The organism is Thermosulfurimonas dismutans, from assembly GCF_001652585.1.
In the GTDB taxonomy this organism is placed as follows: domain Bacteria; phylum Desulfobacterota; class Thermodesulfobacteria; order Thermodesulfobacteriales; family Thermodesulfobacteriaceae; genus Thermosulfurimonas; species Thermosulfurimonas dismutans.
In genome coordinates this window covers 1-21,268 of record NZ_LWLG01000005.1, presented here as the reverse complement: position 1 = coordinate 21,268, position 21,268 = coordinate 1, and the positions used below count along the sequence as shown (strand labels likewise).

Genomic DNA, 21,268 nt, shown 5'->3' with positions numbered 1-21,268 from the left:
ATTTTTAAGCCGCCTTTTCTTCTTCCGGATTCACCTTTAGACTAAGTGGTCCAAAACAGCCCAGTCCGTGGAAAGGACTGGTGACCTTCGGGCTCTCAAGGGCCCGACGCATGGCCATATCGAAGAGCACTCTGGGTTTGGGTTTGTCGATACCCAGGGCCTTGCGCTTGTTTTTGATATGATCGATCATAATGGAGGCAAATTCTTCCGCGGTTCTGGCCACTCGCCAGGCGGCTCCGAAGATCTTCTCCATCTCATGGAAGAGAAAGTCCGTAGCCACTTGGCTCTGTAGGGTCGGAAAATCCGGACCGAAGACCACGGTAGCCCCGGAAGCCACGAAATACTGACCGATGGTAATGGCCTTTTCGCTCATCCACTGAGGCGCACACCCCACCACCGGAAGTTCATTTACGTCTTCTCCCAGGCCACCGGTGTGGACCATTTCGCTGGCCGCCACCAAAATACGGCTGTTGTCCACGCAAGAGCCCATGTGAAGCACTGGAGGACAGCCTACGGCCTCAAGCACCTCTCTGAGGCTGTCTCCGGCTAATTCCGCGGCCTCAGGCCGCAATAAACCGGCCCGTCCAAGCCCAGTAGCCGCGCAACCGGTGGTGAGCACCAGCACATTGTTGGCGATGAGTTCCTTGGCCAGTTCAACCTGGATTTCTTCGGTTACCCTATAGTTGTCGCAACCTACGATGGCTGCCACACCGAGGATTTTACCGTTGATGATGTTCTCGTTTAAAGGCTTGTAGGAAGCCCGGAAACGTCCCCCTAACATATAAAGGATAGTCTCGTGACTGAAGCCCACCACCACATCCACGGTATGATCCGGAATATTGACCTTAGATTTATCCCGCTTCGGAAATCTAGCGATGGCCTCCCGCAGGATGGCCTTGGCGCAATCAAGGGCCTTGCGGGCGTCGAATTCCAAGTGAATACCACCTTCCATCTTGGCCCGAGGATTGGTGGTGATGACCGCGGTGTGGAAGTGTTTGGCGATCTCGACCACGTTCTGCATGATACACTGGACATCCACCACTACGGCCTCAAGAGCCCCGGTAGCAATGGCCGCTTCCTGCTGTAAAAAGCTTCCGGCTACCGGAATACCGCGTCGCATGAGGATCTCGTTCCCAGTGCAACAGATACCGGCGAGATTTACGCCTTTCGCCCCAACTTTCTTGGCCTCTTCCACGATCTCGGGATCGCTAGCCGCCATGGCCAGAGCCTCGGCCAGAACTGGTTCGTGCCCGTGCACGGCCACGTTCACCATGTCTTCCCTAATGACGCTTAGGCCGATGTTGACTTTGGCCTTGATAGGCCCAGGATTGCCAAATAGTAAGTCTTGGAGCTCGGTGGCGATCATAGAGCCGCCCCAGCCATCGGCCAGAGCCGTGCGGGCACAGGCCATAAGGATATTCCGGTAGTCTTGATCCACACCAATGGTAGTCCGGTGGAGAAGTTCTACCACCTCGCGATCTACCCCCCGAGGCACCACCCCCAGCTCACGCCAGAGGGCCTGCCTCTTCTCCGGTGCCCGACGTATAAAGGGGATTTCACCTTCCTGCTGGTTAAAAACCCTCAAAGCAACCTCAGCTATCTGTTTCAGAAGTTCCGGTTCTTCCTGATTGGGATCGACTCCCAGAGCCTGAGCTACCACCCGCAACTTGCGTTTGTCTTTGACCTCAAAAGGCGTCTCACCATGAACGGTTTCATAAAAATCAATAGCCACCTGCCGGCCATGATCCGAGTGAGCTGAGCCACCGCTGGCCACCATACGTCCGAAGTTCCGGGCCACTACCGTAGCCGCACTAGCTCCGCAGACGCCTTTAAGTTCTTCCACGCCCTCCACCACCTGACATGGGCCCATGTTACAGACCCGACAACAGGTACCCCCTTTACCAAAGAGACAGGGCGTGGTCCCTCGGCGTTCCACTCGAGCCGGAGCCGTAAGAATTTCCTCGCCCAGACTTTCGTAAATAACCTGAGCCGTCTTGTTCTGGACTTTAGGCGTCCTCTTACCCTTCATTCTTGCCCTGGGATCCATTAAAATCCTCCTAACTTTAGATTGATTTCAATTTTGAAATTTATACCTAAGCCACCTCACAGGGAAGTCCTGCCCAGAGCTTGGCTGCCTCCACGGTATTTTTCATGAGCATGGTGATGGTCATGGGGCCTACCCCACCGGGAACCGGGGTAATGGCCGCGGCCTTCTCCTTGACACTCTCAAAATCCACGTCTCCACAGAGGATGGCCTTGCCTTCCGGAGTGGTTCCTATACGATTTACTCCGACGTCAATCACCACCACCCCTTCTTTAACCATGTCCGCTGTAACGACCTTAGGGCGCCCCGCCGCCACGATCAGGATGTCGGCCCTCCGAGTATGAAAGGCCATGTCTCGCGTTCCGGTATGACAGACCGTGACCGTGGCATTGCCTACCGGTTTCCGCTTCTGAAGAAGCAGGTTGGCAACCGGTTTGCCCACGATGTTGCTCCGACCAACGACCACCACCTCGGCTCCATCCACTTCCACTCCAGCCCGCTCGAGCATGACCAATATGCCGTGCGGAGTGCAGGGCAAAAAGCAAGGCTCGCCGATCACCATCTTACCTACATTTACCGGATGGAAACCGTCTACGTCCTTTCGAGGATCGATGGCATAGATGACCTTGCGCTCGTCGATGTGCTTAGGAAGTGGAAGCTGCACCAGAATACCGTGGATCTTAGGATCCTCGTTGTATTTTTTGATGAGATCCAGTAGGGCCTCTTCACTAATATCTTCAGGTTGATTGTCCTGAACGGAATAAAAACCTAGATCGTGCGCGGCCTTTTGCTTGGCCGTCACATAGGAGACCGAAGCCGGATTGTTGCCTACCAAGATGGTTACCAACCCCGGAGTAACACCATGTTTTTCCTTGAGTTCCTGGACCTCTTTTTTAAGCTCTTCCCGGATTTCTTTGGAGATTTCTTTGCCGCTTATGATTTTGGCCGCCATACTTTACCTCCTTGTGTCCTTTCGAAAGACACTAACGTTAGCAAGATACATGCCAATCTGATTGTGATCGTAACTAATGATACTTTTGTAAAATTTTCGGGTACCTTACTGAAGGTTTGAAAGCCCGGCCGAGGAATTTCTCCCCGGCCGGAACGTTTCTCCTCATTTAGAAGAGGCCCTTTACCTTTCCGGTTTCCACGTCTACATCAATGCGACGGTAAGCCGGGTCTGAACCGGTTCCGGGCATGAGGCTGATGTCGCCGGCTACCGGGACGATAAATCCCGAACCGCGATAGATCAGCACGTCGCGCACGCGGAGCTGCCACCCCTTGGGTACGCCTTTGAGATTGGGATTATCGGAGAGGGAGAGGTGGGTCTTCACCATGCAGATGGGCATCTGGCGAAGTTCGGGATCGGCTTCGATGAGTTTGATTTTCTCTTCCGCGGCGGGGAGATACACCACACCGTCGGCCCCATAGACCTCGGTAGCTATCTTTTCGATACGGGTCTTCACCGGCTCATCGAGTTCGTAGAGGAACTTAAACTCACTCTTTTCCTCACAAGCATCTACTACGGCGTCCGCCAGTTCAAGGGCTCCTTCGCCGCCCTTGAGCCAGTGTTCGGAGATGGCCGCCCGCACGCCGTGTTCCTCACAGATGCGTTTGACCAGGTTGATCTCGTCCTTGGTGTCGGTGTGGAAGGCGTTGATACAGACCACCGGAGTGGCGCCGCTCTTCTTTACGATGTTCACACAGTGCATGAGGTTTTCGCACCCTTTCTCCACCCATTCCAAGTTTTCCTCGAAGTACTCTTTGGGAATAGGTTTGCCCGGAGGAGGAATCGGAGCACCTCCGTGGCACTTGAGGGCCCGTATGGTGGCCACTACCACTACGCAGTCCGGAGTCAGTCCTGAGAGCCGACACTTGATGTTCCAGAACTTCTCGAAACCGATATCAGCCGCGAAACCGGATTCGGTGACGTTGTAGTCCGCAAGCTTGAGGGCTACGTAATCCGCTATGATGGAGGACTGACCGATAGCGATATTGGCAAACGGCCCGGCGTGGATCAGGACCGGCTGTCCTTCTAAGGTCTGGATCATGTTGGGGTTGATGGCTTCTACCAACCAGGCGGTCATAGCTCCGGCCACCTCGAGGTCTTCGGTGGTGATGGGGTTGCCATATTTGTCAAAGGCCACCACAATCTTTCCAATTCGTTCCCGAAGATCTTTGAGGTCCCGGGCCACGGCCAGGATGGCCATGACCTCGGAGGCCACCGCGATCCAGAACTTGCTTTCCATGGGATATCCGTCCCTTTTGCCTCCGAGCCCGATTACGATGTGCCGGAGGGCCTGGGCACAGTAGTCTATAACCCAGCCCATCTCTACCCGTTTGGGATCGATGTTGAGACGCTTAAGGCCCCGCTTAGCCAGGGTCTCGTCGTCGTAATTGGCCTCGTGCTGCATCCGGGCCGTAAGAGCCACCATGGCGAGATTGTGGGCATTCATGACGGCATTGATGTCGCCGGTAAGCCCTAAAGAGAATTTGTCCAGTGGAATGATCTGGGCGAGTCCTCCTCCGGCGGCACTACCTTTAATATTAAAGGTGGGGCCTCCGGATGGCTGACGCAGAGCCCCGATGACCTTTTTGCCGCGCTTTCCCAATCCCTGAATGAGTCCGATGGCGGTGGTAGATTTACCCTCACCCAGAGGGGTAGGCGTGATGGCGGTGACATCAATGTATTTCCCATTCGGACGATCTTTGAGCCGCTCAAGGACCTTTTTGTAGTCGATCTTGGCTACATAGTGTCCATAAGGAAGGAGCTCCTCCTTAGTAAGACCGAGCTCCTCTCCAAGTTGATAGACGGTCTTCATATTCTTTTCACACTCAGCTGCGATCTCCCAATCTTTCATCTTGGTAGGATCAAGCTTCATAACCCCCTCCTTTTTCTGGACTTTTTAACTTAGGATTCTTAATTTATAATTTTTAATCTTGCAAGGGAAATCAAAATGACTTCTAGAGGTTTATTGAAATTTTCAGTAGTATGGGCTCTTTTATTCGCTCTCGGTCTGAGTGTAGAGGCCCTTCTCAATTTCAAGGGCAGAGCCTTTTGTGAACTCAGTAGCTGTTTTATAGTGGGTGAGCTTGCCCGTCTCTCTCATCGAAGCATGGTTCTTCTGGGGCTTGGTTACTTTGCGGTCTTTTCCGTCCTTCTGATTTTGGTTCTACGGGGCCAGAGGTTGGGAGGTCTTCTTCTTCTCCTGGCCTCCTCAGGGCTTGCGGCCGAAACTATCTTTCTTTTAAGACAGGCTTTTGATTATCATCTCTGGTGTCCTTTCTGTCTCGCGGTGGCTCTGGGAGTTGTAGGATCAGCATTGCCCGTTCTTTGGCATTTTAAATATCCCGTAGTCGGTTTTTTGGGAGCCCTTCTAGGAATAGTGGTCGCCTTTTACCTCACCAGTATTTCTCTGATTCCTCTGGAAGAGGTGGCCTTCTCCGCCTTTCCCGAAAGACCGTCCTCTTCCGGTCTTATTCTGATCTATTCTCCTGAATGTCCGCATTGTCACGAGGTCCTCGAATTCTGTAAAAAGATTCCAGAGGCCAATCTTAGTCTCTGCCCCCGGGAGAAGGCCTTGGGGTTGCTAAGATCGCTCGATTTAAAAGGGGTTCCGGTTTTGGTGATTAAGGAACCACCGAGAGTCCGGATTTTACAGGGTTCGGGGGCGATTATAGCTTATCTTCGGGAAAGGTTTCCCCGGCCCGTAAAAGCTCCGGGGCCCATCCCTCCCGGGGCTACCGAAATGCCTGGACTTCTTATTCCTGAAACCGGAGGGGTATGCAGTGAGCTACAACCAAAATGTAATTGAGCTTTCAGGCAAGGCTACCCTTATCGGAAGTTTTCCCCTGAAAAGCCACGAGGAGGCTGTGGAGCTGATCCTGGAATACATACCAAAGATTCCGTGCTGGCCCCAGCTTCCTACCTATCCCCGGGAAGGTATGCTGGTCCAGTTTTCTAGCGGTCTTCCCGGATTTGATCCCGAAAGACTCATCATTGATCCCGGAGTTCCGGATTTTGAGACCGAAAGGCTTTCGTTTTACGAAGAGTATCTGGCGGTCACCGAATCTGGAGAGGACCTTGAGAACACCCGCTTCAAGCTCACCCCTGCGGAGGCCCCCGGTCTTTTTGTGCTTATTGAAAAAGCTTCGGAGAAGGCTCCTCTTCCAGCGGTAAAGGGCCAGATCACCGGGCCTTTTACCCTGGCGGTGGGCCTCAAGACCCCGGATGGTAAGGCCGTCTTTTATGATCTCGAACTAAGAGACCTGGTAGTAAAACTAGTGGCTCTCAAAGCCCGCTGGCAGGTCCGAAAACTCAAGGAGCTTTCCCCTTCGGTGATCATCTTTTTCGATGAGCCGGCCCTCTCCGGTTTCGGTTCTTCGGCCTTTATGGGGGTCTCCCGCGAGGAGGTTTTAGCCGTTCTCTCCGAGGTCATCGCAGAGGTTCACAAGGAAGGGGGCCTTGCCGGGGTGCATGTCTGCGGAAACACCGACTGGAGCCTCCTCACCGACAGCCCCACGGATATCATTAATTTTGACGCTTATGGTTTTTACGAAAAGTTCATAACTTATGACAAAGAATTAAAGTCTTTTCTAGAAAAAGGAGGCCTAGTGGCCTGGGGGCTGGTACCCACCCTAAAATCGGAAGATCTGGAGAAAGAAACACCGGAATCCCTGGCCGAAAGGTTCCGCGATCTTTTAAAAGAGCTCTCCCTCCGTACGGGCCTTTCCGAGGAATATCTTTTATCCCATTCCCTTCTGACCCCCTCCTGCGGCATGGGCACCCTATCTCAGGAGTTGACCTTAAAATCCCTTAAAGATCTAAAGAGATTGACAGAAATCATTTAAATTTATATCCTGTAAAAAAATTCTTTGAAAGGATAAAAAAAATGTTAAGAAAAATTGGAGCTAAAGTATTATTGTTGGGTTTGGCTTTGGTTTTAGGGGTAGGGACTATTTCTGCTGTTCGGGCGGAAAAGGAACACATGATGAAGCCGAGGATGCATTCCAAATCTTCCAAAGATTATGGAATGATGATGAGGAAATGTGGCGACATGATGGAGCATATGTCCAAAATGATGCGCAAGAAATGCGGACCTAAGGATATGCGAGAAATGGCCAGTATGATGCGCGAAATGGCGGAACAGATGGAAAAGATGGCGGAGATGATGGAAAAGGGAGATATGGATCCTAAAGAGATGCAAAGATTCCATCAAAAGATGATGGAAATGGAGATGAAGATGAGACATATGGACTCAAAGAAACATGATTAAAACATGATTAAAAATGGAATCTCACTTATCCCATAAATCTCACTCCGACGCTCACGAGCACGACCACCGTCACGGTGAGCATCACCTTCGGCACGATCATCAAGGCGGTAACGATCGCTCCGAACATAGACACGAAACTCATATTTCGGGGCATGGTGGGCATGAGGATCACCATGCCCACATGGTGGCGGACTTCAGGAGAAGATTTTGGGTCTGTCTCCTTCTGACCATTCCGGTTCTTCTCCTCTCTCCCCTTATCCAGAAGGTCCTCGGGTTCTACGGTAAGATTGTCTTTCCCGGTCAAACCTACCTTCTTTTCCTCCTGGCCTCCGGGATCTTTTTTTACGGGGGCTACCCCTTCCTTAGAGGTTTTATTCAGGAGCTTAAGGGCCTTCGGCCCGGGATGATGACCCTCATTGCACTCGCCATCATGGTGGCCTACGGCTATAGCACCCTCGTGGTTTTAGGTCTCCCGGGAAAGATGTTTTTCTGGGAACTGGCCACCCTGATAGACATTATGCTTCTCGGCCACTGGCTGGAGATGAAAAGCGTGATGGGGGCCTCAAGGGCTCTTGAAGAGCTCGCCAAGCTCATGCCCTCCTCGGCCCATCGTCTTTTACCCGACGGGACCACTGAGGAGATCCCCATCAGTGCTTTAAGGCCCGGGGACCGGGTGCTGGTAAAGCCGGGAGAGAAGATACCGGCCGACGGGATGGTGGTTTCCGGGGAGAGTTCGGTAAACGAGGCCATGCTCACCGGGGAATCCAAGCCGGTTTACAAAAAAGCCGGAGATGAGGTCATCGGAGGGGCCATAAACGGAGAGGGCTCTCTGGTGGTCGAGATCCGCCGGATCGGCGACGAATCCTTCCTCTCTCAGGTGGTAAAACTAGTCAAGGAGGCCCAGGAGAGCAAATCCCGCACGCAGGATCTGGCCAACCGGGCCGCCCTTTGGTTGACCATCATAGCCCTTTCCGCGGGTTCGCTCACCTTCGTCGTCTGGTTTCTGTTTTTCCGCAAGGATATTGCCTTTGCCCTGGAGCGCACGGTCACGGTCATGGTCATTACCTGTCCTCACGCCCTGGGGCTGGCGGTGCCTCTGGTGATTGCGGTTTCAACGGCCCTGGCCGCAAAGCGCGGTCTTCTCATAAGAAACCGGGCCGCCTTTGAAAGGGCCCGTCTGGTAAACGCCGTGATCTTTGATAAGACCGGAACCCTCACCAAAGGCGAATTCGGAGTGACGGATGTTGTAAGCCTGGACGAGGCTTTTAAACCGGAGGAGATCCTAACCCTTGCGGCCGCCGTGGAAACCAACTCCGAACATCCCATTGCCCGAGGAATAGTTTCGGCGGTGAAAGGAGAGATCCCCGCGGTTAAGAATTTTCGGGCCATTCCGGGAAAGGGAGCCGTGGGGCGCGTTGAGGGCCGGAAGGTCATGGTGGTCAGTCCCGGATACCTGCGGGAAAAACGCCTCCGCCCTTCGGACGAGAGAATTGAAAAACTTTTTTCCCAAGGGAAGACAGTGGTCTTCGTTTTGATCGACGGCAAGCTCCGTGGGGCCATTGCCCTAGCGGACCTGATTCGGGAGGAATCCAGGGAAGCCCTGGCCAGACTTAAGGCCCGGGGCATAAGATGCCTCATGCTCACCGGGGACAACCGGCAGGTGGCCAAATGGGTGGCCGAAGAACTCGGGCTTGACGACTATATCGCCGAGGTCCTCCCTCATGAAAAGGCCAAGAAGGTAAAGGAGATCCAGGCCCAGGGGTTTACGGTGGCCATGACCGGAGACGGGGTAAACGATGCCCCGGCCCTCGCCCAGGCGGATGTGGGTATCGCCATCGGAGCCGGAACGGATGTGGCTGTGGAGACGGCGGATGTGATCCTGGTGCGCAGCAATCCCCTGGATGTGGTGGCCATCTTGGAGCTTTCCCGGGCCACCTATCGGAAGATGGTTCAAAACCTCATCTGGGCTACGGGATACAACGCCTTTGCTATCCCTCTGGCCGCAGGAGTCCTTTACAAATACGGTCTCCTTTTGAGCCCGGCTATAGGGGCCCTTTTCATGTCCCTCAGTACCATTATCGTGGCCATCAACGCCAAACTCTTAAGGGTTTAAGAGCAAGACCGTGATTAAAAGAGTGAGCTTGTCCTGGATAATCCTTCTTCTCCTCTTTACTTCCGCTAGCGCCCGGGTGGTGGAATACACCCTGGTTATCGAGGAAAAAGAAATTTTTATAGGGGATCGTACGGTCAGGGCTATGACCATAAATGGCCGGGTACCAGGCCCCATCCTTTATTTCCGGGAGGGTGATCTGGCCAAAATACACGTGAAAAATCTAATAACCGAGGAGACTTCCATTCACTGGCACGGTGTTTTGGTGCCTCCGGGAATGGACGGCGTGCCCTATGTGAGTTTTCCCCCTATTAAACCCGGCGAGACCTTTACCTACGAGTTCCCCATCCGTCACTCCGGTACCTACTGGTATCACTCGCACACCGATCTCCAGGAACAGCGCGGGGTTTTCGGTGCCATCGTCATTGAACCTAAAAAACCCCGCGTCAAGGCAGACAAAGACTATGTGGTTGTTCTTTCGGACTGGACTTACGAAGACCCCAAAGAGGTCTTGAGGACTCTAAAGGCCGGGCGAGAGTGGTATGCCCTGGCCAAGGGTAATGCCCAGAGCCTCGTAGGAGCCGTCAAAGCCGGAATGTTCAAGGACTTTGTCAAGCGGGAGCTTCTTCGGATGCCTCCCATGGACCTTTCGGATATCGCTTACGATTACTTTTTGATAAACGGAAAACCGGAAAGTTCTCTCAAAGTAAAGCCCGGGGAGACGATCAGGCTCCGCATAATCAACGCCGCGGCCGGGACCAACTTTTATGTGGAGTACGCCGGCGGTCCCATGACGGTGATATCCGCCGACGGCCAGGATGTAGTGCCGGTGAAACTTAAGCGTTTTCTCATCGTAATCGCCGAGACCTACGATGTCCTGATAAAGGTGCCCGAGGTGGGCGCCTTTGAGTTCCGGGCCACGGCCCAGGACAACTCCGGATGGGCCTCTTTGTGGTTTGGCCGGGGAGAAAAACACTTTGTTCCGGCTATGCCCTCCCCCAACCTTTATCACACCATGGGAAAGGTCTCCCTCAAGAGCCTCCTGGCCCTTAAGCCCCAGGATGTTATGGGCATGTCCAATGAGGACGTTCGGGCCGGGAAGTTCGATCGCCCCGGGATGATGGGCCACGCCATGAAGGCTCCTATGGGATCTCCCACGAGATCCTCAGAAGAGCCGATGATTCAGCCAGCGGACCCGAAGGATCGGAAAGGCAAAAGGTTCGCCTATGACTTTAGACCCCTGGCTCCGGATATTTCCTCCGCCGGGGAACTTGCGGTAGAGGGCATGGATTCCCGAAGGCCCTGGCCTCCTTACGCCAAACTCAGGGCCTTAAAGCCCTACACCCCTGCCCCCGAAAAACCCGTGCGGGTTATCCGCCTTACTCTAGACGGAGACATGGAGCGTTATGTGTGGTTTATGGGCGGAAAACCCCTTTCCGAAAGCGATGTCATTCGCATCCGGAAGGGCGAGATCGTGCGTTTCGTGCTCATCAATCGCACCATGATGCATCATCCCATGCATCTTCACGGACACTTCTTTAGGGTCATAAACGGTCAGGGGCCCTATGCCCCCTGGAAACACACGGTGGATGTAGCCCCGATGAGTACCACCGTTATCGAGTTTCCAGCCAGCGAGGTGGGAGACTGGTTCTTCCACTGTCACATCCTTTATCATCTGGAAAGCGGCATGGCCAAGGTGGTGCACTACGAAAGCTACACTCCTCCTTCCGAGGTTCAGGCCGTAAGGCCCTATCTCTATAAAGATCACTGGTATGCCTGGGCCGAGGCCCTTTGGGCCACCAATCTCACCGAAGGTTATCTCAAACTTGCAAATACCCGTTACGATCTGGTGGCCAACTGGGAGGTAGGCTGGGAAGGGGTTCCCGAAACGGACTGGGAGTGGCTTTTTTTCGTAAAGCGTTACTTTAACCGGTTCTTCAAGGCCTTTGTCGGGGCCGATTACCTGAAGACCGACCGCAGGGAATTAAGGGGACTTGTGGGCGCGGAGTATCTTCTGCCCGTTTCCATCAGGGCCTTCTTTTGGATGGATACCGATGGCGGACACCGTTGGGGAATGGAGAAGCGCCTGCCCCTCCTTCCACGTCTTGAGTTTGAGGCTCGGGCCGAATACGACAGCCGCGACTTCTGGGAGGGCGAGCTGTCTCTGAACTACGTCCTTACCAAGCGCCTAAACTTTCGCCTTCTCTGGCATTCGGGGTATTTCTGGGGTCTGGGCTTAAATTTTTGGTTTTAAAACAAATACCATCGTAAAGGAGATGATCATGAGAGACACGATCAGTGGTTTGCTGGGAGGGATAGCTTCTTTATTAGCTGCTTCCTGTTGCGTGGTTCCTACTATTTTTGTAGTTTTTGGGGTCTCGATAAGCGGATTAGAGTTTCTGACCAAACTAGAACCTTACCGTCCCTATTTTCTTCTCATAGGCTATGCGGCCATAGCTTTTTCTTTTTATCGCATCTATCACCTCAGAAACTGGTTTAAAGAGAAGATCCTAAAAAAGCAGGTTTTCCGGTGTGCCTGTGAAGAGCCGGGATGGGCCTCCAGGGTAAGCAAGGTGATTACATGGGCGGCCCTGATTCTCCTCATTGTAGCCACCGTCTATCCTTGGATGATTGCCAAAATTTACGAATAAACCCCAAAAGGAGGCTAAAGATGAAAAGTTTAGGCTTGACTGTATTTTTAGTCCTGGCCATCCTCGTTTCTCAGGCCATGGCCACTAGGGTGTGGGTCATCGATGTGGAAGGTATGACTTGCAAGCTCTGTCCCATCGCCATTAAAAAGTCTCTTTCAAAAGTAAAGGGGGTAAAATGGATTAAGACTTCTCTCCAAAATCGTATCGCCGTGGTGGTAACCAAAGATGAGATCTCCGAGGAGGCTCTCCTGGAGGCCATCTCCCGGGCTGGGGGCTATAAGGGAAAGGTTATCGGAAAGACCCATTTTTGACCTCCGTCAAGGATCCACCAACTTTTGCGAATTAATCTAAAAGTAGATCCACAATAAAAATTAAGGAGGCAAACGATGGCCAAATTAGTAGTAGATCAGGAACTCTGTATCGGTTGCGGGTCCTGTGTGGAGGTCTGTCCCAAGGTCTTTGAACTTGACGAGAACGAGAAGTCCTATGTGAAGAATCAGGAGGCCTGCAATACCTGCGATTGTCAGGAAGCTATAGACAGCTGTCCGGTGAGTGCGATCTCTTGGGAAGAATAAAGTGTGATCATCGCAACCGGCCAGGATAAGTGTTACGACACCTCGGGGCGGGAGATCCCTTGCCCCGGAACTGGGCAGGACGGCGAGTTCCGGGTAGGGGCCTCCCTGGCCCAAAGGTTCAGGGTTGAGGGCGAGCTGGTTCATGATCTTCTGAGCGGGCTGATCTGGCCGAAAAACGCCAACCCCCTTGAGTTTCCTCTGCCTTGGGAGGAAGCCCTAAAGAAAGTAAAGGAACTTAACCGGGGAGGTTTTTTGGGCTTTTCTGACTGGCGACTTCCTAACCGCAGGGAGCTTCGCAGTCTGGTTTTTCTCCAGGCCAAAAATCCGGTTCTTCCTCCGGATCACCCCTTTGAAAACGTCTTTCACGGCTGGTACTGGACCTCCACCACGGCGGCCATAAACCCCCGCTACGCCTGGAACATTCACTTCGGCGGTGGACGCATGTTCTACAGTCATAAGGAGGACGAACGCCTGGTCTGGCCGGTAAGGGGTGAGAACCGAAAACTCTTTGCCACCGGGCAGACCGCCTGTTTTGACGCTAAAGGCCGGCTCATACCCTGTTCTGGAACCGGCCAGGACGGGGAACTCCGGACCGGAATCCCCTGGCCGAGCCCCCGGTTTGAGGTCAAAGGGGAGGCGGTGCTTGATTGTCTGACTGGGCTTTACTGGACCCGGAGGGCCGATCTTGCCGGGGGACTTACCACTTGGGAGGAGGCCTTTGAGGTCGTAAGGGAGCTTAACCGCCAGCGGTTTGCCGGATTTTCCGACTGGCGGCTTCCCAATATCAACGAGCTTGAGAGCCTGGTGGACGCCTCCACCCATTCCCCTGCCCTTCTCCGGGATCATCCCTTCCTTGAGGTGCGGGAGTTCTACTGGTCCTCAACCACCAGTTTTTACGATCCCCTCTGGGCCTGGGCCCTGTATCTTGCCAAGGGCGCGGTCGGCATCGGCCTCAAGCATGGCCGACATTTCTATGTCTGGGCCGTGCGTGGTAATTTATAATAAAGCGTTGTTTTGGAGGGATATCATGGCCAAAACTACCATCAGGATTTCCGGGATGAGCTGCGAGCACTGTGCGATGCGGGTAACCAAGGCCCTCTCCGGACTCTCGGGAGTAACGGATGTAAAGGTGGATCTTAAGAGCGGAACCGCCACTTTTGAGAAACCGGAGAGTGTAACTCTTGAGGATGTCGCCCGTGTAATCGAGGAGGCCGGCTACCGCGTGGAAAAGGGCTAATGAGCACCAAGCGGGAGATACTATTTTCCATCTCCGGGATGAGCTGTGCGGCCTGTGCGGCCCGCATAGAAAAGGTTCTTTCTCGTCTTCCTGGGGTTATTGAGGCTTCCGTAAATTTCGCGGCCGCCAAGGCCCGGGTGGTCTATGAGCCCGCGAAGATCTCTCCCGAAGAGATGATAAAGGCCATCCAGGAAGAGGGGTATGAGCTCGCGCCCGCGGTCTCAAGAAAAGAGACTACGGTGGTAGCCATCGGGGGCATGAGCTGTGCCGCCTGCGTGGCCCGCCTGGAAAAGGCCCTGGGGAAGCTTTCCGGGGTTCTGGAGGTTTCCATCAACCTGGCCTCCGGCAGGGCCCGCATCGTCTATGATCCGGAGATAACCGGAATTTCGAACTTCAGAAAGGTTATTGAAGACGAGGGGTATCAGTTTCTGGGGCTTTCCGAGGAGACCCAGACCATCGCTGCGGGCGCGGAAGAGGCGAGGCTTGCGGAGCTCAAAAAGAGGCTTCTTGTGGCCTGGCTCCTTGCGCCTCTTATTTTTTTACTTTCCATGGAGAAGCTTTTTCCCTTCGTGTCCCGGATACCCCTGATACTCCGTTTCTATCTCCTATTTCTTCTGGCCACCCTGGTTGAGTTTTACGCCGGCTGGGAGTTTCTGCGGGGGGCTTTAAAGGGGCTTAAGCACCGCACCGCGGACATGAACACCCTGGTGTCTCTGGGAACCCTTTCGGCCTATTTTTACTCCGTGGTGGTGACTTTTTTCCCGGGGCCGTTTCTTTCAGCCGGGCTTCCGCTTCATGTCTATTACGATTCCGCGGCCATGATCATCGCCTTTGTGCTTCTCGGGCGATACCTTGAGACACGAGCCCGGGGACGGGCCGGCGAAGCCGTCCGCAAACTCTTGAGCCTCACCCCTCCCATGGCCCGTGTCATTCGAGGTGACCGGGAAGTGGAGCTTCCAGCCGAGGCCCTTCTTCCTGGCGATGTGGTAGTGGTAAGACCCGGGGAGCGCCTTCCGGCAGATGGCCTTATTCTGGAAGGCCGGACCGCCATTGATGAGTCCATGCTAACGGGCGAAAGCCTCCCGGTGGAAAAAGGCCCGGGTGCAAGGGTCATCGGGGGCACCCTCAACCTTTACGGGGTTTTCAAGTTCCGAGTGGAAAAGGTGGGTCGAGAAACGGTGCTTGCCACCATCGCCCGCCTGGTAGAGGAGGCCCAGGGATCCAAGGCTCAGATCCAGCGCCTGGCCGATCGGGTGGCTGGCGTCTTTGTGCCGGTGGTCCTGGTGATAGCGGCTGTGACCCTTGCGGTCTGGTATCTGGTGGGGCCCGAGCCGAAGATTACCAACGCCCTGCTTTCCTTCGTTTCGGTGCTGGTGATAGCTTGTCCCTGCGCCATGGGGCTCGCCACCCCGGCGGCGGTCATGGTGGGCACGGGCCGGGCCGCGGAAATGGGAATCCTTATAAAGAACGCCCTTGCCCTTGAAGAGGGCGCCCAGGTTGAAGTCTGTGTCCTTGATAAGACCGGTACCCTCACCCACGGAAAACCCGAGGTAAAAGCTGTATTTCCGGCGGAGGAGTATTCGGAAGAAGATCTTCTGAGACTTGCGGGGGCCCTTGAGTGCCACTCCGAACATCCCCTCTCCAAAGCCATCGTAAAGGCCGCCGAAGGGCTTGAGCTTCCGGAGGTAAAGGGACTTACAGCCATCCCAGGCAAAGGTCTTTCTGGAGAGATAGACGGTCAGACCGTTCTTGTCGGAAAACCGAACTGGGTGAAGGCACAGGTGGAGGTTCCGAAGGCCCTAGAAGAAAAGGTCTTAGAGGAAGCTTCCTCCGGAAAAACGGTGGTGCTAGTGGCCTATGCGGGGAAGGCAGTGGGATTTCTCACCATAGCCGATGTCTTAAGGCCCGAGGCCAAAGAAGTTATTAATGATCTCAAAGCCCTGGGGCTTAAGGTTTTCATGCTCACTGGGGACAACCAGGCCACGGCGGCCTCCATCGCCAAAGAACTTACCCTTGACGGTTTCATGGCTGAAGTTTTGCCTGAAGACAAGGCCCAGAAGATCCGTGAGCTACAGGAGAAGGGTCAGCGGGTCATGATGGTAGGCGACGGCATAAACGACGCTCCGGCCCTGGCTCAGGCTGATCTTGGAGTGGCCCTTTCCTCCGGGACGGACATTGCCATTGAGTCCGCGGATGTAGCCCTCATGCGGGCGGACCTGCGACTGGTCCCCTGGACTGTTAAGCTCTGTCGGGCCACGCTTCGGATAATCAAACAAAACCTCTTCTGGGCCTTTGGGTACAATGTTCTGGCCATTCCCCTTGCGGCTGGAGTGTTTTATCCCTTTTTCGGCTGGCGCTTGAGCCCGGCCATCGCAGCCGCAGCCATGGCCCTTTCCTCGGTCTCGGTGGTCACCAACGCTCTACGTCTTAAAAAACTTTCTTTTTAAAGAGAAATAGTATCAGGAGGGCCATAAATGCGCTTTAAGAGTTCAGATCCGAAAGCCATGGGTGAAGAACTTTGGGACAAAATCCGTTTCTATACTCGGGGCCTCACGCTACCCCAATGCGAGCTATGTGGAAGGCCTATCTTTACCCGGGAGGAAGCCTGGCTTGCGACTAAAGGTTGAAGGCGGGTCCTGGCGTGCCGTGAGTGCGCCCATGGTCGGGACGGCAAGATTTGAACTTTCTTTATACCCCTTCTCTCGTATAGATTTTGGGAGAAATTGAGAGAAATCGTGAGTTCGTGTGGTGCCCCAGAGGTGCCCCGCGGTGCCCCAAATAGATTTGATAGGCATTGTTAATAAATCTGCAAATATTCTCTCAAACTCAAATTTTTAATCCCTTCAAATTGGATAAGATTTAAAATTTCTTTATCTCCGGTAACGATGATATTGTCCTAGCTTTGGAAATGAAAAGCTTGGTCTTTCTGAAGATTCTGTAGCCGAGGCTATCGAATGGGCTCGGAAAAAGTAATCAGATAAAAAAGCCTTGCCCAAACTTTTCTTCTCACCAACATAAAGGTAGTATCTTGAGAGAGGGCGAAACGCGAGGAGGAAAGATGGCCCGACTCAAAGTTCTTGATACCGATCGTTGCGTGGGATGTCAGCTTTGCATGTTCGCCTGTCAGCGGCGCACCGGAACCGGCGGCATAGCGGAATGTGCCATCCACGTGCGTTCAAGGGGAGGCCTTTCCCGGGGCCTTACGGTGATCGTCTGCAGGGCCTGTGAAGATCCTCCCTGTCTCTCCGTGTGCCCCACCGGTGCCCTTTTAAAACGCAAAGGCGGAGGAGTCGTCCTTTCGCCTAAGAAGTGCATCGGTTGCGGGTTTTGCGTAGAGGCCTGCCCGCTTAAAGCTATCTTCTGGAACGAAGAGACGCAAAAACCGGTCATCTGTATGCATTGTGGTTATTGTGCCGAGTATTGTCCCCATAACGTCTTGGCGGTAGAGGAGGATCAAAGTGCTCGCCAATGATCCCTTGAAAAGGGTCCTTTATATTGACCTAAGCACCAAACGTTTCTGGGTGACTGAACGTCCGGAACTTTTCATTCAAAACATCGGCGGCACCGGAGTGGCCAGTGCCCTTTTGGAAGAAGAATGTCCTCCGGAGATTGAGCCCGCAGACCCCAAGAACCCCATCATCTTTGCCGTGGGGCCGGCAAACGGGCTCTTTCCCATCGCTTCCAAGACCGTTTCCATGTTCCTTTCCCCACACAACAAGCTCCTTGGCGAAAGCCACGCCGGCGGGAGAAGCGCCCTGGCTTTGAGGCTTGCCGGCTATGGCGCGGTGGTCATCCGGGGAAAGAGCGATTTTCCCGTCTATCTGGTCATAGATTCCCAAGGGGTCAAGTTCCGGGATGCCCGCGGTCTTTGGGGGCTTACCGTTTCAGAGACCGGGCGCTTTATCCGGGAGCGTGAGGGAGGAAGCGGCCTGCGGAGCATCCTTCGGATCGGCCCGGCGGGAGAGGCCGGCTGCACCTACGCCTGCGTGGTCACCGAGACCTATCGCCATTTCGGGCGTTTGGGCCTTGGAGCGGCCTTTGGTTATAAAAAACTGAAAGCCATTGTCATTGTCGGAAAACGCGCCTTGCCTGTTAACGACCGCAAGCTCTACAAGGAAACCTACGACGAAATCCTGAAAAGACTTCAGGAAGCACCTTCTCTTCGCAAATATCACGATATAGGCACGGCGGTAAACGTTCTTCCTTTAAACAAACTCGGGGCCCTTCCTACCAGAAACCTCAGAAGCACCCGTTTTGAGGAGGCCGAAAAAATAAGCGGTGAATACTTTGCCGAAAACCTCCTTGGCCGTCGACTGGCCTGTGCCCACTGCCCCATGGCCTGTATCCATCTCGCCGCCCTCCGCACTCCTTACGAAGACGAACCTTACTTTTACAAGACCACTTTCATCTCCTACGACTACGAACCCATTTACGCCAACGGAAGCATGCTGGGGATCGGTTCGGCCGAGGGGATCCTGCGCCTCCTTGATGCCATCGACAACCTTGGGCTTGACGCCATGAGCACCGGGGTCGTGCAAGCCTGGGCCACCGAGGCCTTCGAACGGGGCCTAGTAAGCGAAAAAGACACCCTCGGGCTCAAACCCCGCTTCGGCGACGTGGAAACCTATCTCAAGATGCTTCCTCTCCTTGCCCAAAAAGCCAACGAATTCTATGCCGCCCTGGCAAGCGGCGTGGACTACGCTTCGCAAAAATACGGCGGCCAAGACTTTGCCCTGGCCTTTGGCGGCAACGAAATGCCAGGGTACCACACCGGCTACGGGGCCCACGTAACCCACCTTACTGGCTCACGGCACAGCCATCTCGACTCCGCAGGCTATAGCTACGACCAGAAACTCTCGCCGGAAGAAATCACCCCGGAGAGCCTGGCCCAAAAGCTTTTTGAAGAAGAGGTCTATCGCCAGATCCTTTCCTCGGCGGTGTGTTGCTTCTTCGGAAGAAGTGTCTACGATTACGAGACCCTGGCCCAATGTTTCCGTCTTTCAGACTTTGACTACAGCGTCGAAGACCTCAAGCTCCTCGGTGAAAAGATCCTCAAACGCAAGTATTTCTTCAAAAAGAAACGGGGATTTGCCTTAAAGAAGCTTAAAATCCCCAAAAGAATTTTGGAGACCGTCTCTCCCCACGGCAAACTTGAAGAAGCCTTTCTGAGAAAGGCCCTTTCAGCTTACGAAAGACTACTTGAGGATAGCGGAACTTAGAGCCAAACGCCTTACTGATCTATAACATCCTTACCAAACTGGACCGGATTCAGGGGCATTGGTTACTCCTAACTTAACAACGGAAAACCAATAATTTTAGCCGCCTGATTAAGTTTTTTATCAAAACAACCAAAGATTACCTCTTCATTTGCCTTTTTTAATAAAAGATCTGCTGCCGCCAAGTGAACACTATCATAGGCCTTCAGAGCAAAAGCTTTCGCAAAATCACTGGCTCGCTCTAAAAGACTTTGGTTAAGGCCAATTTTCATATAGTGAGGCCAATCTTTTTCAAAATCTTTCTGGATGTTTTCTAACATTTCTTCGGAAATTAGACCTTCACGACACAGCCTGGCAAAAGCCGCATGAGCCTCTACATAAGCAATTAAATGCGTGGCTACAATTTTGGCTTTAGAAACCGCGTGCTCAACTGTAGAGCTATTTCCCTCTTCTACATAAAGCTTTACCAAAGCAGAAGTGTCCAAATAGAGGATCACCGGCGATCCTCCAGAACACGTTCGGCGACACTCTTACCAGATATTTTTGGTCTGATACGTCCACCTTTAGGTTTACCACCATCCCAGGTGACCAGTCCATTCACCATCAGGGCCTCAATACCATTTTTTTGTTCTCCAGCGGGACAAAGTTTAGCCACTAGACGGCGGTGGCACGTGATTTCAATAATTTTTCCCTGTTTGATCTCTCTTAAGTAACGAGAAAGGTTGCTTTTAAGTTCTCTCACCGAGACCTGCATAATACCTCTCCTAATGTGATTGTGGTCTCATTTTAACACATGAGGCTACATTTGGCATCTAGCACATTTTTATATACGACTCATCCGAAAGGGATTTACGATCTTGTTTTAACATATATTTACTGTAATCTTTCTCTTTTTAGAATCTGTTCAATTTCTTTTAAAATATCCTCACAAGTTATAGCATAGTTTGGCAAAATCTTTCCTTTACCTCTATATTCTGTACAAAAGAAAACTTTTTAAGACAGTTTAAAAAGTTCATTCAGATAAATTCTCTAGATCCTTTAAACTTTTTAAATAAGCTTTCCACTCCAAATAATCATCCCATTTTTCAAAGTCTTCTTTAGATAAAACTTCTTTTTCAAAATCCGAGAAATTTTTGCCATACTTTTTTTCAAAAAGCGATATTTTCTCTTTTATAATATGCAAGTCATAAAGTTTTATTAATTTTTCAAAATCTTTAAAAGATTCATGAATGTTTATCATATTTTCCACCTCCAGGAGCCAAAATTATCAAAAATATTTTTCTTGTTCATATTATTTCAACCTTTTAGAAACTCGTCCATTTAGATCTTATATTCGACGCTAGCTCCTGGGCCTTGCGCCACACGTGCTCAGGAAGGGCTATTTTAAAAAAACATTTTTCACAGTTTCATAGGCCAAAGGAGCTTTGTCAAGCGTAAATCAGCGCCTATCTCCTAGGATGTGTTCGGCAATGCCTTTGCCCGATACCTTGTTTTGTTTCGGTAAAAATATTAAAATTTCTGTAAACCAAGAAGTAAGGAGGCTTGGCATGTTGGCCAAGTTGTCTTCTAAAAACCAGATTACCATTCCGAAAAAGATTTTGGCCAAACTTCCCCCGGTAAAATATTTCGAGATTTCCTACGAAAATGGAGCAATAATTTTAAGACCTGTGCAGGTAGAGCCTATAAAATTGGATGCCATCCGGCAAAAGATGAAAAAGCTTGGTCTTTCTGAAGATTCGGTAGCCGAGGCCGTTAAATGGGCACGGGAAAAGTAATTCGAGTGGTCCTGGATACCAATATAGTTGTTTCTGCCCTTCTATTTGGTGGTCAGCTTGAAAAGCTTATTGATCTATGGAAAGAAGGTAAAATTCTTCCTCTTTGCTCGAAAGAGATTGTTGACGAATATCTCAAAGTTCTTTCATATCCAAAATTTCAACTAACTGAAGAAGAAATTTCTTATTTGCTAACTCAGGAGATTCTTCCCTGGTTCGAAGTTGTAGAAGTTCCCAAAGGTAAACCCTATGTAGAAGCCGATCCCGAAGACGATAAATTTATCTGGTGTGCCATTGATGGAAAAGCGGATTTCATAGTATCTGGAGATAGTCATCTTTTGGAACTAGCAAATTCTCCGGTGCCGATTGTTTCTGTAAAGGAGTTTT

General features: G+C 52.3%; 23 protein-coding genes. 16 read left to right on the top strand and 7 right to left on the bottom strand.

The genetic code is table 11. The features are described from left to right. Positions 1-4 precede the first annotated feature (4 nt). From cooS to TDIS_RS04915, 3 genes are all read right to left on the bottom strand, one after another. Positions 5-2,047: an anaerobic carbon-monoxide dehydrogenase catalytic subunit gene (gene cooS, locus TDIS_RS04925; RefSeq protein ID WP_068669939.1), complete on the bottom strand. Its 2,043-nt coding sequence runs from the start codon at positions 2,045-2,047 to the stop codon at positions 5-7. A 46-nt stretch (positions 2,048-2,093) separates the two neighbouring features. Beyond that, positions 2,094-2,996: a bifunctional methylenetetrahydrofolate dehydrogenase/methenyltetrahydrofolate cyclohydrolase FolD gene (gene folD / locus TDIS_RS04920; protein ID WP_068669937.1), complete on the bottom strand. Its 903-nt coding sequence runs from the start codon at positions 2,994-2,996 to the stop codon at positions 2,094-2,096. A 166-nt stretch (positions 2,997-3,162) separates the two neighbouring features. Then, entirely contained in the window at positions 3,163-4,926 is a 1,764-nt protein-coding gene (locus tag TDIS_RS04915; protein WP_068669935.1) for a formate--tetrahydrofolate ligase, read from the bottom strand. A 93-nt stretch (positions 4,927-5,019) separates the two neighbouring features. Between TDIS_RS04915 and TDIS_RS04910 the strand changes: the two genes are divergently transcribed. The 3 genes from TDIS_RS04910 to TDIS_RS04900 are packed head-to-tail and all read left to right on the top strand — an operon-like array spanning position 5,020 to position 7,320. Further along, the gene (locus tag TDIS_RS04910; protein WP_068669933.1) at positions 5,020-5,859 is read left to right on the top strand and encodes a hypothetical protein; all 840 of its coding nucleotides are present in this window, start codon (positions 5,020-5,022) and stop codon (positions 5,857-5,859) included. Continuing rightward, entirely contained in the window at positions 5,834-6,895 is a 1,062-nt protein-coding gene (locus tag TDIS_RS04905; protein ID WP_084270967.1) for a uroporphyrinogen decarboxylase/cobalamine-independent methonine synthase family protein, read from the top strand. Before TDIS_RS04910 ends, TDIS_RS04905 begins: the two co-directional genes overlap by 26 nt. 41 nt (positions 6,896-6,936) lie before the next feature. After that, positions 6,937-7,320: a hypothetical protein gene (locus TDIS_RS04900; RefSeq protein ID WP_153303765.1), complete on the top strand. Its 384-nt coding sequence runs from the start codon at positions 6,937-6,939 to the stop codon at positions 7,318-7,320. 25 nt (positions 7,321-7,345) lie between these two features. Here TDIS_RS04900 and TDIS_RS11390 read toward each other — a convergent pair whose 3' ends face one another. After that, complete coding sequence (locus tag TDIS_RS11390; protein WP_244147481.1) at positions 7,346-7,624, bottom strand: hypothetical protein; 279 nt, start codon at positions 7,622-7,624, stop codon at positions 7,346-7,348. Between the two features lie 99 nt (positions 7,625-7,723). Here TDIS_RS11390 and TDIS_RS04895 point away from each other — a divergent pair, with 99 nt between their 5' ends. From TDIS_RS04895 to TDIS_RS04850, 11 genes are all read left to right on the top strand, one after another. Continuing rightward, complete coding sequence (locus TDIS_RS04895; RefSeq protein ID WP_244147480.1) at positions 7,724-9,433, top strand: heavy metal translocating P-type ATPase; 1,710 nt, start codon at positions 7,724-7,726, stop codon at positions 9,431-9,433. Between the two features lie 10 nt (positions 9,434-9,443). Next, a complete protein-coding gene (locus TDIS_RS04890; protein WP_153303764.1) occupies positions 9,444-11,684 on the top strand; it encodes a multicopper oxidase domain-containing protein in 2,241 nt (746 codons plus the stop codon). Positions 11,685-11,712: 28 nt separating this feature from the next. Next, positions 11,713-12,081, top strand: a complete 369-nt coding sequence (locus TDIS_RS04885) for a mercuric transporter MerT family protein (protein ID WP_068669925.1) — start codon at positions 11,713-11,715, stop codon at positions 12,079-12,081. Positions 12,082-12,101: 20 nt separating this feature from the next. After that, entirely contained in the window at positions 12,102-12,392 is a 291-nt protein-coding gene (locus TDIS_RS04880) for a heavy-metal-associated domain-containing protein (protein ID WP_068669923.1), read from the top strand. A 75-nt stretch (positions 12,393-12,467) separates the two neighbouring features. After that, positions 12,468-12,656, top strand: coding sequence for a ferredoxin (locus TDIS_RS11020; protein WP_068669921.1), 189 nt, complete (start codon positions 12,468-12,470; stop codon positions 12,654-12,656). 3 nt (positions 12,657-12,659) lie between these two features. Beyond that, entirely contained in the window at positions 12,660-13,658 is a 999-nt protein-coding gene (locus TDIS_RS04870; RefSeq protein ID WP_068669919.1) for an Lcl C-terminal domain-containing protein, read from the top strand. A gap of 25 nt (positions 13,659-13,683) precedes the next feature. Then, the gene (locus TDIS_RS04865; RefSeq protein ID WP_068669916.1) at positions 13,684-13,893 is read left to right on the top strand and encodes a heavy-metal-associated domain-containing protein; all 210 of its coding nucleotides are present in this window, start codon (positions 13,684-13,686) and stop codon (positions 13,891-13,893) included. Then, positions 13,893-16,340 carry a heavy metal translocating P-type ATPase gene (locus tag TDIS_RS04860; RefSeq protein WP_068669914.1) on the top strand — a complete coding sequence of 816 codons (2,448 nt, stop codon included), beginning with the start codon at positions 13,893-13,895 and terminating at the stop codon, positions 16,338-16,340. The genes TDIS_RS04865 and TDIS_RS04860 overlap by 1 nt, the downstream gene beginning before the upstream one ends. 27 nt (positions 16,341-16,367) lie before the next feature. Beyond that, the gene (locus tag TDIS_RS11015) at positions 16,368-16,520 is read left to right on the top strand and encodes a hypothetical protein (protein ID WP_153303763.1); all 153 of its coding nucleotides are present in this window, start codon (positions 16,368-16,370) and stop codon (positions 16,518-16,520) included. Between the two features lie 431 nt (positions 16,521-16,951). Beyond that, a complete protein-coding gene (locus tag TDIS_RS04855) occupies positions 16,952-17,365 on the top strand; it encodes a 4Fe-4S binding protein (RefSeq protein WP_068669912.1) in 414 nt (137 codons plus the stop codon). Next, positions 17,352-19,112 carry an aldehyde ferredoxin oxidoreductase C-terminal domain-containing protein gene (locus tag TDIS_RS04850; protein ID WP_068669910.1) on the top strand — a complete coding sequence of 587 codons (1,761 nt, stop codon included), beginning with the start codon at positions 17,352-17,354 and terminating at the stop codon, positions 19,110-19,112. Before TDIS_RS04855 ends, TDIS_RS04850 begins: the two co-directional genes overlap by 14 nt. Before the next feature lie 68 nt (positions 19,113-19,180). On the opposite strand, the gene TDIS_RS04845 is transcribed toward TDIS_RS04850, so the two are convergent. From TDIS_RS04845 to TDIS_RS04835, 3 genes are all read right to left on the bottom strand, one after another. After that, entirely contained in the window at positions 19,181-19,606 is a 426-nt protein-coding gene (locus TDIS_RS04845; RefSeq protein ID WP_068669908.1) for a type II toxin-antitoxin system VapC family toxin, read from the bottom strand. Further along, a complete protein-coding gene (locus tag TDIS_RS04840; protein ID WP_068669907.1) occupies positions 19,603-19,863 on the bottom strand; it encodes a type II toxin-antitoxin system Phd/YefM family antitoxin in 261 nt (86 codons plus the stop codon). The genes TDIS_RS04845 and TDIS_RS04840 overlap by 4 nt, the downstream gene beginning before the upstream one ends. A gap of 258 nt (positions 19,864-20,121) precedes the next feature. Beyond that, the gene (locus TDIS_RS04835) at positions 20,122-20,349 is read right to left on the bottom strand and encodes a hypothetical protein (protein WP_068669905.1); all 228 of its coding nucleotides are present in this window, start codon (positions 20,347-20,349) and stop codon (positions 20,122-20,124) included. A 307-nt stretch (positions 20,350-20,656) separates the two neighbouring features. Here TDIS_RS04835 and TDIS_RS04830 point away from each other — a divergent pair, with 307 nt between their 5' ends. Together TDIS_RS04830 and TDIS_RS04825 are read left to right on the top strand one after the other, a co-directional pair. Further along, entirely contained in the window at positions 20,657-20,884 is a 228-nt protein-coding gene (locus tag TDIS_RS04830) for an AbrB/MazE/SpoVT family DNA-binding domain-containing protein (RefSeq protein ID WP_068669903.1), read from the top strand. Next, positions 20,866-21,268 (top strand): putative toxin-antitoxin system toxin component, PIN family (locus tag TDIS_RS04825; RefSeq protein ID WP_068669901.1); only part of this gene is annotated, 403 nt, incomplete at its 3' end. The genes TDIS_RS04830 and TDIS_RS04825, both read left to right, overlap by 19 nt.

Excerpts from the sequence above, each read along its gene's own strand:
- cooS (WP_068669939.1), bottom strand. The coding sequence starts at position 2,047 with ATGGATCCCAGGGCAAGAATGAAGGGTAAGAGGACGCCTAAAGTCCAG.
- folD (WP_068669937.1), bottom strand. The coding sequence starts at position 2,996 with ATGGCGGCCAAAATCATAAGCGGCAAAGAAATCTCCAAAGAAATCCGG.
- TDIS_RS04915 (WP_068669935.1), bottom strand. The coding sequence starts at position 4,926 with ATGAAGCTTGATCCTACCAAGATGAAAGATTGGGAGATCGCAGCTGAG.
- TDIS_RS04900 (WP_153303765.1), top strand. The coding sequence starts at position 6,937 with ATGTTAAGAAAAATTGGAGCTAAAGTATTATTGTTGGGTTTGGCTTTG.
- TDIS_RS04895 (WP_244147480.1), top strand. The coding sequence starts at position 7,724 with ATGATGACCCTCATTGCACTCGCCATCATGGTGGCCTACGGCTATAGC.
- TDIS_RS04885 (WP_068669925.1), top strand. The coding sequence starts at position 11,713 with ATGAGAGACACGATCAGTGGTTTGCTGGGAGGGATAGCTTCTTTATTA.
- TDIS_RS04880 (WP_068669923.1), top strand. The coding sequence starts at position 12,102 with ATGAAAAGTTTAGGCTTGACTGTATTTTTAGTCCTGGCCATCCTCGTT.
- TDIS_RS11020 (WP_068669921.1), top strand. The coding sequence starts at position 12,468 with ATGGCCAAATTAGTAGTAGATCAGGAACTCTGTATCGGTTGCGGGTCC.
- TDIS_RS04865 (WP_068669916.1), top strand. The coding sequence starts at position 13,684 with ATGGCCAAAACTACCATCAGGATTTCCGGGATGAGCTGCGAGCACTGT.
- TDIS_RS04860 (WP_068669914.1), top strand. The coding sequence starts at position 13,893 with ATGAGCACCAAGCGGGAGATACTATTTTCCATCTCCGGGATGAGCTGT.
- TDIS_RS11015 (WP_153303763.1), top strand. The coding sequence starts at position 16,368 with ATGCGCTTTAAGAGTTCAGATCCGAAAGCCATGGGTGAAGAACTTTGG.
- TDIS_RS04855 (WP_068669912.1), top strand. The coding sequence starts at position 16,952 with ATGGCCCGACTCAAAGTTCTTGATACCGATCGTTGCGTGGGATGTCAG.
- TDIS_RS04840 (WP_068669907.1), bottom strand. The coding sequence starts at position 19,863 with ATGCAGGTCTCGGTGAGAGAACTTAAAAGCAACCTTTCTCGTTACTTA.
- TDIS_RS04835 (WP_068669905.1), bottom strand. The coding sequence starts at position 20,349 with ATGATAAACATTCATGAATCTTTTAAAGATTTTGAAAAATTAATAAAA.
- TDIS_RS04830 (WP_068669903.1), top strand. The coding sequence starts at position 20,657 with ATGTTGGCCAAGTTGTCTTCTAAAAACCAGATTACCATTCCGAAAAAG.